The sequence below is a fragment of the Pseudomonas monteilii genome, from assembly GCA_001534745.1.
Taxonomy (GTDB): domain Bacteria; phylum Pseudomonadota; class Gammaproteobacteria; order Pseudomonadales; family Pseudomonadaceae; genus Aquipseudomonas; species Aquipseudomonas alabamensis.
This window is the reverse complement of the sequence record CP013997.1, coordinates 2,302,374-2,315,751: the sequence shown is the minus strand read 5'-3', so window position 1 is coordinate 2,315,751 and position 13,378 is coordinate 2,302,374. Positions and strand designations below refer to the sequence as shown.

9 protein-coding genes and 1 pseudogene are annotated in these 13,378 nt (G+C 67.1%); 7 read left to right on the top strand and 3 right to left on the bottom strand.

From position 1 onward, the window contains the following. The first annotated feature begins 66 nt into the window (after positions 1-66). The 7 genes from APT63_09880 (at position 67) to APT63_09850 (ending at position 10,516) form a co-directional block, all read left to right on the top strand. Positions 67-861 carry a class II aldolase gene (locus APT63_09880; GenBank protein AMA47851.1) on the top strand — a complete coding sequence of 265 codons (795 nt, stop codon included), beginning with the start codon at positions 67-69 and terminating at the stop codon, positions 859-861. Positions 862-1,241: 380 nt separating this feature from the next. Next, positions 1,242-2,861 (top strand): ABC transporter substrate-binding protein, encoded by a 1,620-nt coding sequence (locus APT63_09875; protein ID AMA45910.1) that lies wholly within the window; start codon positions 1,242-1,244, stop codon positions 2,859-2,861. Further along, positions 2,858-3,808, top strand: a complete 951-nt coding sequence (locus APT63_09870) for a peptide ABC transporter permease (protein AMA45909.1) — start codon at positions 2,858-2,860, stop codon at positions 3,806-3,808. Before APT63_09875 ends, APT63_09870 begins: the two co-directional genes overlap by 4 nt. 1 nt (position 3,809) lies before the next feature. Then, entirely contained in the window at positions 3,810-4,715 is a 906-nt protein-coding gene (locus tag APT63_09865; protein AMA45908.1) for an ABC transporter permease, read from the top strand. Then, a complete protein-coding gene (locus tag APT63_09860; protein ID AMA45907.1) occupies positions 4,712-6,331 on the top strand; it encodes an ABC transporter ATP-binding protein in 1,620 nt (539 codons plus the stop codon). Before APT63_09865 ends, APT63_09860 begins: the two co-directional genes overlap by 4 nt. Positions 6,332-6,395: 64 nt before the next feature. Beyond that, positions 6,396-7,730, top strand: a complete 1,335-nt coding sequence (locus APT63_09855; protein AMA45906.1) for a monooxygenase — start codon at positions 6,396-6,398, stop codon at positions 7,728-7,730. Between the two features lie 305 nt (positions 7,731-8,035). Further along, positions 8,036-10,516, top strand: coding sequence for a ligand-gated channel (locus APT63_09850; GenBank protein ID AMA47850.1), 2,481 nt, complete (start codon positions 8,036-8,038; stop codon positions 10,514-10,516). Between the two features lie 517 nt (positions 10,517-11,033). Here APT63_09850 and APT63_09845 read toward each other — a convergent pair. From APT63_09845 to APT63_09835, 3 genes and pseudogenes are all read right to left on the bottom strand, one after another. Then, positions 11,034-11,825, bottom strand: a pseudogene (locus tag APT63_09845) (DNA repair protein). Between the two features lie 122 nt (positions 11,826-11,947). Further along, positions 11,948-12,853, bottom strand: coding sequence for an NAD(P)-dependent oxidoreductase (locus APT63_09840; protein AMA45905.1), 906 nt, complete (start codon positions 12,851-12,853; stop codon positions 11,948-11,950). A gap of 239 nt (positions 12,854-13,092) precedes the next feature. After that, on the bottom strand, positions 13,093-13,326 hold the full coding sequence (locus tag APT63_09835; protein AMA45904.1) for a hypothetical protein: 234 nt from the start codon (positions 13,324-13,326) through the stop codon (positions 13,093-13,095). Between the last annotated feature and the right edge of the window lie 52 nt (positions 13,327-13,378).

Genomic DNA, 13,378 nt, shown 5'->3' with positions numbered 1-13,378 from the left:
GCACGGACGCCGTCGACCCTGCCGGTCGATCACCCGCGCAGCCACCGATCCCCGGAGCGTACCCCCATGAGTTCATTGTCTGCCTTCACTGCCGAGTCCCCCAGCGTTCGCGACCGGGTCAGTCCCGAGGAATGGGCGGTGCGGGTCAAGCTGGCCGCTGCCTATCGCCTGGCCGCGCTGTTTCGCTGGACTGACCACATCTACACGCACTTTTCGGCCCGCGTGCCGGGGCCGCACGAGCACTTTCTGATCAACGCCTTCGGCCTGCTGTTCGACGAGATCACCGCGTCGAACCTGGTCAAGGTCGACGTCGATGGCACGATCATCGACGACCCCTCGGGGTTGGGCATCAATCAGGCCGGCTATGTCATCCACAGCGCCATCCACCGGGCCCGCCCCGACCTCGAAGCCGTGCTGCATACCCACACCCGCGACGGTGCAGCCGTCTCGGCCCAACGCCAGGGGCTGCTGCCGATTTCCCAGCATGCCCTGGCCTACTACAGCCGCCTTGCCTACCACGACTACGAAGGCGTGGCCCTGGACCTGGACGAGCAGCAGCGACTGGTGGCCAACCTGGGCCAGCGCAACCTGCTGATCCTGCGCAATCATGGCCTGCTCGCAGGTGGCATCAGCGTGGAGCATGCCTTTCGTGAACTGCATGGCCTGGAGCGGGCCTGCAACATCCAGATCGCTGCCCAGGCCGGCGGCACCGATCAATTGCTGCACGCCTCGCCCGCGGCCATCGCCAAGGTGCATGAACAGTCGAAGCGATTTTCCGATGGCAAGGGGGAAGGTATCCAGCGGCACTGGGCGGCGCTGATCCGACAGCTGGACCGCGAAGGACGTGACTACCAGGCCTGACGGAGCCTGGGCGACCGCTTCGCGGGCAAGCCCGCTCCCACACGCTGCTTGCGCAGTCATGCCTGCATCGATGCGTGCAGAGGTCTGGGTGGGAGCTGGCTTGCCAGCGATAAGGCCCTGCCAGGCGCTGCATGCGATCGGGCCTGTACGGAGTAGAAAAGACAGTTGCTCCCACAGGTTGATCCCACGGCCGATGGGCCAGAACGCCACCCTTGTGTGGGAGCGGGCTTGCCCGCGATGGGCTGCCAGGCAGCGCTCGAAAAGACGCTGCCTGCCGAGTTGAAGCAGAAAGAACAGTTGCATCCCCGCCATGAAGGCGGACTGACCGATGAAGCGATCGGTGCCAGCACTCACGTTCATTGCCTCGAAGGATACTTCACATGCCCGCACTGCATCGCCTGTTCGCCCTTGGGGCCCTGGCCTGGGCGCTGACCGCCTGCTCACCGGCCGACGACCACGCGGCCAGCAACACGCTCAACATCGCCTTCTGGGGTGACAACACCACGCTGGTCAGCCTCGACCCGTTCCAGGTGTACTGGCTCGAGCACCGTGTGCTGTTGCGCAACATCGCCGAGTCCCTCACCGACCAGGACCCGCAGACCGGCCGCATCATCCCCTGGCTGGCGGCGCGCTGGGAGGTCAGCGACGATGGCTTGCGCTACACCTTCCACCTGCGCCAGGACGTCACCTTCAGCAACGGCGAGCGCTTCGACGCCCAGGCCGTGAAGACCGCCTTCGACAGCAACAAGGCGTTCGCCAGCCAGCTGCCCGCGACCTTCGGCGCGACCTACCTGGCCGGCTACGACCATGCCGATGTGGTCGATGCGTTCACCGTGCGCCTGGTCCTGACCACGCCCAACGCCGGCTTCCTGCAAGCCACCTCGACCACCAACCTGGCGATCCTCGCCCCGGCCAGCTACGCGTTGACGGCCCAGGAGCGGTCGTTGGGCAAGATCATCGGCACCGGGCCCTTCACCCTCGAGCACTACACACCGGAGGTCGGCGCGCGCCTGGTCAGGCGCGACGACTACGCCTGGCCGTCGGCCACCATGCACAATCGCGGCGCGGCGCACCTGGCGGCCGTGGAGATCCGCTACATCCCCGAAGAAAGCGTGCGCAACGGCCTGTTCCTGCAAGGCAAGGCCGACATCCTGTGGCCGCGCAACCCGTTCTCGGAGGTCGATGTGCAGCTCCTGCAATCCAAGGGAGCGACCGTGCAGAGCCGTTCGCTGCCAGGGCCGGCCCTGAACCTCTACCCCAATACCCGTGGCCAGCGCCTGTTGGCCGACCGGCAAGTACGCCTGGCGCTGCAAAAGGCCATCGACCGCACGAGCTATGCGCACACCGTGTTCAACGACCAGTTCCCCGTGGTCAGCGGCGTGTACGACACCACCACGCCGTATTTCAAGCCACAGCACGACAAGCTCGCCCATGACCCCCGAGGTGCCGAGCAACTGCTCGAGGCGGCCGGCTGGCACAAGGGCGAAGACGGCTACCGGCACAAGAACGGCCAGCGCCTGACCTTGCGTTACAACCTGACCCCCGCCGAAAGCGCCGGCGACGTGCTGGTGCAGGATCAGCTGCGCCAGGTCGGCATCGACCTCAAGCTCAACGTGCTGACCCGCGCCGAATGGGTGGCCGGCAACGCCTCGGGCAACTACGACCTGACCTCCACCTACATGACCCGTGCCGACCCGATCATCCTGCAGACCATCCTCGACCCACGGGCCGCCAACAGCGCCACCTTGGCCACCAACGCCTATGCCGCTGACGTGCTGCCCCAGGCCCAGGCGCTGTTCGACCAGGGCCTCACCGCGAGGACCGACCCCCAGCGGGCTCAGGCCTACGGCCGGTTGCAGGACCTGCTGGTCGATGAAGCGTCCGCCTTCCCGCTGTACGAGCGGGTCTGGCAGGCCGCCACCGCGCCCCGGGTCAAGGACTTCCGCTGGACGGCCGAAGGCTTCGCCCTGCTCGGCGACATCCAGGTCGAGCAGCCATGAAGCGCTACTTGGCAGGTCGCGTCGGTCAGGCCCTGCTGGTGCTGTGGGGGGCCTACACCATCACCTACTTCATCCTCTACCTGCTGCCCGGCGACACCCTGGCGATCATGCTCAGTGCCTCGGGCCTGGAAGCCGACGGTCTGTCGCCCGAAGACCTGGCCAAGGCACGGGCCTACTACGGGCTGGACAAAGGGCTGTTCGAGCAGTACGCCGACCTGCTCTGGCGCGCCCTGCAGGGCGACTTCGGGCAATCGTTGTCGCTGGGACGACCGGTCACTGCGCTGTTGGCCGAGCGCCTGCCGCAGACCCTGACCCTGGCGGGTGCCGCCATCGTCCTGTCCCTGCTGGCCGGGATTGGCCTGGCCTGCCTGACCGCCTACGTGCAGTGGCGGCCCTTGAAGGTCGCCCTGACGCGCCTGCCGGCCCTGGGGTTTTCCGTGCCGGTGTTCTGGGTCGGGTTGCTGTTGATCCAGGTCTTCGCCTTCGCCCTCGGCTGGTTCCCGGCCACCGGCAGCCAGGGGTTCGACAGCCTGGTGCTGCCGGCGATCACCCTGGCCATCCCCAGCGCCGCGCTATACGCCCAGGTGCTGCAACGGGGTTTCCAGGACGTCTGGCAGGCGCCCTACATCACCACCGCCTACGCCAAGGGCTTGAGCCGGGGCCAGGTGCAAGCGCGCCATGCCCTGCGCAACGCCGCCCTGCCACTGCTGACCCTGGTCGGCTTGCAGGTGGGTAACACGGTGTCCGGTGCCGTGCTGGTGGAGACCATCTACTCGCGCAACGGGGTCGGTCGTCTGGCCCAGGAAGCCGTGCTGCGTCAGGACATCCCCGTGGTGCTGGCGATCGTCGCGGTCGCCGCCGCGGCGTTCGTGGTGGTGAACCTGCTGGTCGACCTGCTCTACCCCTGCCTCGATCCCCGCATCACCCACACGGCCAAGGTGACCTGAGATGACCGTCGATATCCCATTGCCTGTACCCAGCTCCTCGGCTGCCCGTGAGCCAGCCAAGGGCTGGACGCCGCGCACCCGCTGGCAACGCTGGCAGCAACGGCTGAGTCCGCTGCTGCGCCGTCCGGGCTTCAGCCTGGCGCTGCTGATCCTGGCGTTCGCCCTGCTCGCGGCGCTGGCACCCTCGCTGCTGACCGGCTTCGATCCCTATGCCACCTCACCGGCCGACAAGCTCAGCGCGCCGAGCCTGACGCACTGGTTCGGCACCGACGAACTGGGCCGTGACCTGTACACCCGTGTGGTCTACGGCGCGCGCCTGTCGATGCTGGCCGCGCTGCTGGCCGTGGCCATCGCCCTGGCCGGCGGCCTGAGCCTGGGGGTGCTGGCCGGCTTTGCCGGCGGCCGTGTGGACGCCGTGCTGATGCGCCTGGTCGACGTGCTGCTGGCCCTGCCCGGCCTGCTGCTGGCCCTGGCCATCGTCACCGCGATCGGCTTTGGCACGGTGCCGGTGGCGGTCGCCGTGGGAATAGGCCTGATCCCAGGCTTCGCCCGCACCACCCGCGCCGAGGTGCTGCGCGTCAAGACCCTGCCCTACGTCGAGGCCGCGCGCCTGGGCGGCGCCAGCTGGACGCGCACGCTGCTGCGCCATGTCCTGCCCAACGCCCGGGGGCCGGTGGCCGTGCTCGCCACCCTGGATGTCGGCGCGGCCATCCTCGCTGCCGCTGGGCTGAGCTTCCTGGGCTTCGGCGCCGCACCCCCTGCGGCGGAATGGGGCACGCTGATCGCCAACGGCCGTCATTTCCTGATCACGGCCCCATGGGTCTCCTTGTTGCCGGGGCTGTTCCTGGTGGCCGTGGTGTTCAGCCTCAATCACCTGGCGCGCAGCGCCGAGGAGCCTGCTCGATGACCCCTTCCCCTGTGATCGACGTGCGCGACCTGAGCATCAGCTACGCCACCGCCGGACAACGCACCCAGGCCGTGCGGGGGTTGTCGTTCAGCCTGGCGCAGGGCGAAACCCTGGCCATCGTCGGCGAGTCCGGATCGGGCAAGTCGACCCTGGCCCATGCGCTGCTCGGGCTGCTGCCGGACACCGCCCGCATCGACCACGGCCAGCTGTGGGTCGAGGGGACCGACATGGCGCATGCCAGCGAGCGGACCCGCCGTCAGGTACGCGGACGGACCCTGGGCCTGGTGCCGCAGGACCCGATGGTCAGCCTCAACCCGACGCTGCGGGTCGGTCAGCAGATCGCCGAAGCCCTGGTGCTGGCCCGTGGCCGACGCTTCGCCGGGCTGGAGGCCGAGGTGCAGGCGTTGCTGGCCCAGGTCGGTCTCGACGACCCGGCGCTGCGCGCGCGCCAGTATCCCCATGAACTGTCCGGGGGCATGCGCCAGCGCGTGCTGATTGCCATCGCCCTGGCCGGCGAGCCACGGGTGCTGATCGCCGACGAGCCCACCAGTGCCCTGGACGTGACCGTGCAGCGGCGCATCCTGGATCACCTGCAAGCCCTGGTAACCGAACGCGGTCTCTCGCTGCTGATCATCACCCATGACCTGGGCATGGCCTGCGACCGCGCCGACCGCCTGCTGGTGATGCAGCACGGGCGGTTGATCGAACACGCCACGCCGCGGCAGATCCTCTGGGGCACCCGGCAGCCCTATACCCGCGACCTGCTCGCGGCCGCTCCAGCCTTCGTGCCGCGCCGCCGGCCAGGCGCGGTGCAGGGCCAGGCGCCGCTGCTGCGCCTGCAGGCAGTCGGCAAGCGCTTCGCCGTCCCTGGCAGGGCCGAGCCCTTCACGGCCCTGCACGGCCTGAGCCTGGACGTGCACGCCGGACAGACCGTGGCCCTCGTCGGGGAATCGGGGTCGGGCAAGAGCACGGCGCTGCGTCTGGCCCTGGGCCTGGAGACGCCCAGCCAGGGGCAGGTGACGTTCGCCGGCGTCGACGTCGGCACCCGCAGCTGGCGGCAGTTGCGACCCCTGCGCCGGCGCATCCAGCTGGTCCAGCAGAACCCGTTCGCCGCGCTCGATCCACGCTTCACCGTGTTCGACAGCATCGTCGAGCCACTGGTCGCGTTCGGCCTGCTCAAGGGCCAGGCCCTGGTACGCCGGGCCCAGACACTGATCACCCAGGTGCAACTGCCTGTGCACCTGCTCGACCGGCTGCCCCACGAGCTGTCCGGGGGCCAGCGCCAGCGGGTGGCGATCGCCCGGGCCCTGGCCCTGGAGCCCGACGTGCTGCTGCTCGACGAGCCGGTCAGCGCGCTGGACGTGTCGGTGCAGGCGCAGATCCTCGCCTTGCTGGAAACCCTGCAACACACGCTGGGCATGGCGTACGTGCTGGTCTCCCATGACCTGGCGGTGGTGGCCAGCATGGCCGACCAGGTGGTGGTGCTGCGCCGTGGCCAGGTCGTCGAGCAAGGGCCGGCGCTGCAGGTGCTCAGCCAGCCGGCAAGCGCCTACACGCGCGAACTGATCGCGGCGATACCGGGGCATTCACGGCGCGTGCTGCCCGTGGCGATTTGACAAAAGACGCGTAGCCCGGCGCGGCTGCGCACACCGACCAGGTCATCATCAGGAGAGACCGAGCATGAGTAAACGACAGATCCATCTGGGCGCGATGATCCACGGTGTCGGCCATGGCTGGGGCGAGTGGCGTCATCCCGAGGCGCTGGCCGATGCCAGTGTCAACTTCGGCTTCTACAAGCAGCAGGCGCTGCTGGCCGAAGGCGCCAAGTTCGACTTCGCCTTCATCGCCGACAGCCTGCACATCCATGCGCGTTCCAGCCCGCACTACCTCAATCGCTTCGAGCCGTTGACGATTCTGTCGGCGCTGGCGGCGGTCACCTCGCACATCGGCCTGGTGGCGACGGTCACGGTCAGCTACAGCGAGCCGTTCCAGGTCGCTCGGCAGTTCGCGTCGCTGGACCTGATCAGTGGCGGTCGCGCCGGCTGGAACGTGGTCACCTCCTGGCTCTCGGGCACGGCCGACAACTTCGGCAAGGCCGAACACCCGCCCCACGCAGTGCGCTACCGCATCGCCCGCGAGCATGTCGAGGTGGTCAAGGGCCTGTGGGATTCGTGGGAAGACGATGCCTTCACCCGCGACAAGCAGACCGGTGAGTTCTTCGACCCGGCCAAGCTGCACACCCTGGGCCACCAGGGCGAGTTCTTCAAGGTCAAGGGGCCGCTGAACATCCAGCGCTCGCCCCAGGGCCAGCCGCTGATCTTCCAGGCCGGCGTGTCGGAGGACGGGCGCACCTTCGCCGCCCAGAACGCCGATGCGATCTTCGTCAACCCGGAGTCGTTCAGCGATGCCCGTGCCTACTACCGCGACCTGAAGCAGCGTGCTGCCGCCCATGGGCGCGATCCCAGCCAGCTGTTCATCCTGCCAGGCATCCGGCCCATCGTCGGCCGGGACGCCGCCGAGGTCGAGCGCCGCTACCAGCAGGCGGTCGAGCTGGTGAGCATCGAGGATGCCCTGGTCGCCCTGGGCCGGCCGTTCAACGACTACGACTTCAGCCAGCACGACCTGGATGCACCGTTCCCCGACCTAGGCGCCCTCGGCGACAACAGCCACAAAGGCACCTCCGATCAGCTCAAGCAACTGGCCCGCGACGAAGGCCTGAGCCTGCGCGAACTGGCGCTGCGCTTCTCGCGCCCGCGCCGGGATTTCACCGGCACGCCCGAGCAGGTCGCCAATGCCCTGCAGGACTGGTTCGAGGACGGGGCCGCCGATGGTTTCATCATCAACTCGCTGCTGCCCGATGGCCTGCAGTACTTCACGGAACTGGTGGTGCCCTTGCTGCAGGCGCGCGGCTTGATGCGCAGCGAGTACACCGGCCAGACCCTGCGCGACAGCTTCGGCCTGAGCGTGCCGACCAACCGCAACACACTGCGGCGCGAGCAGGCGGCGGTGGCCTGACGGCCTTCGCATTGGAGCGTCTGCACGGGCGCTATCGCGGGCAAGCCCGCTCCCACCACGGGCCATGCCGTCTGACGGACTGGCTTCGCTGCCGCGCCCGCACAGGCAACCCCGGCACCTGTGGGAGCGGGCTTGCCCGCGATGGGCTGCGCCGCAGCCCTTGAACGACGACCCAGCGTACTGGGTGGATTGTGGTGCTCAGGCAAAGCGAAGGGTGCCTGGGCCGCCATCGACGCATTTTCGACTTTCCATCACCTGGCCCTGACGGCCAGGTGCCTATACGCGCACGTACGTTCGAGGACATGATGTCTAGACCCCCTTTCATCGCCCTGCCCCTGGTCTATCTGTTGACCCCGGTGGCCACTGCTGCACCTTCGCCTGAAGAACCCCGCCTGGAGACGGTCACGGTCACCTCCAGCACGACCGTCGCACGGGCCAGCCAGCGCACGGTGGTCGACAGCCCGACCCCGATCGACGTGATCAGCAGCGAGCAACTACTGCGCACCGGTCGCGCCGAGTTGTCCGAGGCCATCGCCAAGCTGCTGCCCTCGTTCAACTTCGGCACCAACATCGCCGGTTTCCAGTCCGGCGTGCGGCCGCTGAGCAACCGCAGCCTGGGGCCGGCCTACACGCTGGTGCTGGTCAACGGCAAGCGGCGCCACAACAGCGCCCTGCCGGCCAGCGGCTCCACCGACAACAGCGGCGCCAACGCGGTCGACATCGACATGATTCCCGTCAGCGCCGTTTCGCACATCGAGGTGCTCAAGGACAGCGCTGCCGCGCAATACGGCGCCGATGCGGTAGCCGGAGTGATCAACATCATCCTCAAGGACGCCGACGCCGGCGGCCATTACGAAAGCAGCTATGGCCAGCTCTACAGCGGCCAGGGCGAGACCCTGAAACTGACCGGCGACCAGGGCTTCACCCTCGGCGACGGCGGCTTCCTGCACCTCTCGGGCGAGGCGCGCAAGCGAGGCGCCGCCCATTGGATCGACAAGGCCGACCCTGGATATCGCGCCTACTTCGAAGACGACCGCCAGGCTGCCTGGGACCACCGTGCGGTCAAGAACGGCGACCCGGACCTGCGGGCGTTCAACCTGGGCTACAACGCCGAACTGCCGCTGAGCGACGACCTGAGCCTGTACTCGTTCGCCACCTATGCCGAGCGCACGTTCGAGGCCTACAACAACTACCGTCTGCCCAACAGCAACGCCTCGATCCCCGAGCTGTTTCCCGACGGCTACTATCCGCTCAACAACCTCAAGGACACCGATTACCAATGGCTGCTCGGGGCGCGGGGGACGATCGACCGCTGGGACTGGGACCTGTCCACCAGCTACGGACGCAACAAGAATCAGCAGTCCAGCGACCTGACCCTCAACCCCACGTACGGGCCGGCCTCACCGACCTCGTTCGACGACTTGGCCACCTTGCAGTTCGACCAGTGGGTGAACAACCTCGACCTGCGCCGCACCTTCGATGGTCTGTTCGGCCTGGCGGTGCCGACCCATGTCTCGGCAGGCCTGGAGCACCGCTGGGAGCGTTTCCGCACCTTTGCCGGCGACCCCATCGCCTACGGCATTGGTCCCTACACCTACCCGGCGACACTGGCCGACGGCCGTCCCAACCCCTTGTACGCCTTGGCCAACGGCCAGACCGCGGTCGGTGCCCAGGCCGCCTTGACGATCCGCCCCGAAGACGAAGCCGATATGCAGCGCAACGTCTACGCCGCCTATGTCGGGTTGGGCCTGGACCTGACGCCACGCTGGTACCTGGGCGGTGCCGCGCGATTGGAGCATTACGGCGATGACACCGGGCGCGCCGCCAGCTTCAAGCTCAATTCACGCTATGCCCTGACCGACACCGTCGCCGTGCGCGGCACGCTGGGCAGCGGTCTGCGCGCGCCGTCGCTGACCCAGACCGGTTATACCGTCAGCGACAACCGCACCGCGCTGGACGCCAACGGTAACGTGGTGCCGGCCCTGCGCCGCACTGTGGCCCCGGGCAGCGCCGCCGCGCAGGCGTTCGGCGGCGATACCCTGGACCCTGAGAAATCGCGCAATGCCGGCCTGGGCCTGACCTGGCAGCCGGCCCGGCGCACCAGCGTGACCCTTGACGCCTATGTGATCGACATCGATGACCGTATCCTGCTGACCGAGAACCTCTATGACCGACGCGGGGGCAGCGGCGCGGTGGGCGATGTGCTCGCGGGGTTGGGGCTGGCCCGCACGACCTGGATCAACTACTACACCAATGCCTTCGACACCCGCACCCGCGGGCTCGACCTGGTGGGTGACCATACCAGCACGTACGGTGCATTCGGCGAGGTGCGCTGGACGCTGGGCTTCAATTGGAACAAGACCACCGTGCGCGGCACACGCAGCACACCCCAGGGGTTGGCCGATGCCGGTCTGCAGGTCGTGGGCCACGGTCGCGAGGGCGACCTGGTGGCGGCCCTGCCCGAGACCAAGTGGGTACTGGGCGGGCAATGGACGCTCGGCAACTTCACGGGCACCTTGCAGACGACCCGTTACGGCAAGGTCGAGACCTGGCAGCAGAACCCGGCCCAGGACCGCCGCTTTGGCGCCAAGTGGATCACCGACCTGGACCTGTCCTACCTGTTGTTCGACAGCCTCACGCTGGGCCTGGGCGGCACCAACCTGTTCGACGTGCGCCCGGACAAGCACGGCGTATCCAACCCCAACGGCAACCAGGCGGCCTATGGCAACTCGCCGTTTCATCCAGGGGGTGGGTATTGGTACACGAAGCTGGCGTATGACTTCTGAACGGTGTGAGTCCTGGGCTGAAGGAGGCGGCCTCATGGGCTGATAGGTAGGCTTGCCCGCGATGCAGACGGCGCCTGACAGGGCCCTATCGCTGGCAAGCCAGCTCCCACACTCAGATCTCTGGATCCGGAGCTTCATTGCTAATCGATTTTAGGGCCGCTTTGCGGCTCATCGCGGCATTGGGGCTGCTCAGGTGACCGCGATAGCCTGCAACCCTGCGGAGGGACCCCACAGGAGATCGCGATAGCCCACAACCCCGCGGAGGGACTACGGGTGTGGGAGCGGCCCCAGTGCCGCGATCGGCCCCGCCAGGGGCCGCAAGATCAGCCTCCCGCGATCCCGATCTACTTGAAGCTCGAAACTTCCTACCACCCCCCCCTCACGACGCCTTGCGCGTCCGCTTGGCCGGCTTCTTTTCCTTTTCCTTTTCCTTTTCGGCAGACGCCTTGCTGGCTGCCGTCTTGCGGGTCGTCTTCTTCGGCTCGGCCTGCTTCGCCGCAGCCGCCTTGGCCGTGCCGCGCTTGCCCCCCAGGCTGCGCTTGAGCAGTTCGGTCAGGTCGATGATGTCGGCGCTCTTCTGGCCCTCCTCGTCCGTATCCCGCGCCACTACGCTGATCTTGCCCTTGCTGGCCTTCTCTTCCACCAGCTCCATGATCGTCTCGCGAAACGCGTCGTGGTAGTCCTCAGGTTGCCAATGGCCGCTCATGTCGCTGACCAGGCGCTTGGCCATGTCCAGCTCGCGCTTGTCGAGCTTGGCCTGGGTCACGCTCTTGTCCAGCTCCAAGGCCTCCAGCCCGCGCACCTCGTTGGGCCAGCGCAGCGTGATCAGCACCAGCGCGTCTTCCAGCGGCCGCAACAAGGCCAGGTGCTGCCGGGTGTGCAGCACCACGGTCGCCAAGGCCACCTTGCCACTGCCGGCCAAGGTCTCGCGCAGCAGCGCATAGACCTTGCCACCGCGCTTGTCGGGGCTCAGGTAATAGGGGGTGTCGAAGTGCTGCAGCGGGATCTCGCTGGCGTCGACGAACGAGAAGATGTCGATCGTCTGGGTCGCCTCGGGGCGCGCCTCGTGGATCTCCTCTTCGCTGATCACCACGTAACGGCCTTTCTCGTGCTCCACGCCCTTGACGATGTGCTCGCTGGCGATTTCCTTGCCGGTGACCTTGTTGATCCGCTTGTAACCGACCGGCTCCATGCTGCGCTTGTCGAGCCAGTCGAAGTCGATCCGCTCGCTGCTCACCGCTGTGTTCAGGGAAACCGGGATGTGCACCAGGCCGAAGCTGATGGCGCCTTTCCAGATGGCTCGAGGCATTGTGAGGCTCCTGACGAAAATCCATTCATGGCACGAACGAAAACGAGCGCCGCAGCGCCCGTCTTCAGTCTAGCGTCAGCCCCGCACCGCGTCGGTCGGACCGCACGGCCGGGCGTCATGCCTCATGGCAGCGGGTCGCCACCGGTGACACCGAAGATCTCGCCCGTGATGTAGCTCGACTCCTGGGTCGCCAGCAGCACGTACAGCGGCGCGCATTCGGCCGGTTGGCCTGGGCGTTTCATCGGCACCTGGCTGCCGAACTCCGGGATCTTCTCACGTGGCTGGCCACCGCTTGGCTGCAACACGGTCCAGACCGGGCCGGGCGCCACGGCGTTGACCCGAATGCCCTTCTCGATGACCTGACCGGCCAGGGCCTTGGTGAAGGCCACGATCGCCGCCTTGGTGCTGGCGTAGTCGAGCAGGGTCGCCGAAGGCTGGTACGACTGGATCGACGCAGTGTTGATGATGGTCGCGCCAGCGGGCATCAGCGGTACGGCCTCCTGGCACAGCCAGAACAGCGAGTACACGTTGGTCTTCATCGTGTGGTCGAACTGTTCCGAGGTAATCTCGCTGATGTCCTTGCGCGCTTCCTGCTTGCCGGCCACGTTGACCAGCACGTCCAGGCCGCCCAGGGCCTCATGGGCCTTGCGGGCCAGGCTGCGGGTGAAGGCTTCGTCCTTCAGGTCACCGGGCAATGCGACCGCCTTGCGGCCTTCGGCTTCGATCAACTTCACCACTTCCTGGGCATCGGGCTCCTCTTCGGGCAGGTAGTTGAGCACGATGTCGGCGCCTTCACGGGCGAAAGCAATGGCGGCGGCACGGCCGATACCGGAGTCGGCACCGGTGATGAGCGCCTTGCGCCCTTTCATGCGGCCGAAGCCCTTGTAGCTGTCTTCGCCACAGTCCGGCTTGGGCGTCATGTCCTTGTCCAGGCCAGGCGGGCTTTGTGGCTGGTCAGGGAATGGCGGTTGCGGGTATTGGGTCAGGGGGTTCTGCATGCTGAACTGATCGCGAGTGGTATTGGACATGGGGCCTACCTCCTGAGAAAAATGCCTTGCGCCTGATGACGCGCTCAAGAAATACGAGGCCCTGAAGGTGACGAGGGTTTGCTGCGATGCAGACGTCGCCCGATGAACGGTAAGGCCAAGCTGAAAGGTTTGAGCTGCGCCTGTTCACGGCACAGTTCAGCAGCTGCTCCAGAAACGAAAAAAGGGGCAGCCCAAGGCCACCCCCTTCCATCACGTACTGCCTTCAGTGACGGTGTCGGCTAGCCCTTGCTGTGTTCATCCGACGTCGGCCCGGTGCCGCGCTTGATCCCACGAGGGCCCATCAGTGCCCAGATCACCAACCCTGCCACTGGAAGCACGATCACCAGCACGGCCCACATCATCTTCGTACCTGACGGTTTCTCGCTGCGGAACACGCTAGCGATGACCCAGATGTCCATCAGCACGATGAGGATCGTCACGATGGTCCAGAAGTAACTCGGCATTTCGCCCATGGTCTTGCTCTCCTTTCAAGCGTGAATCAGTGGTCCTTCCAGCTCCCCTCGA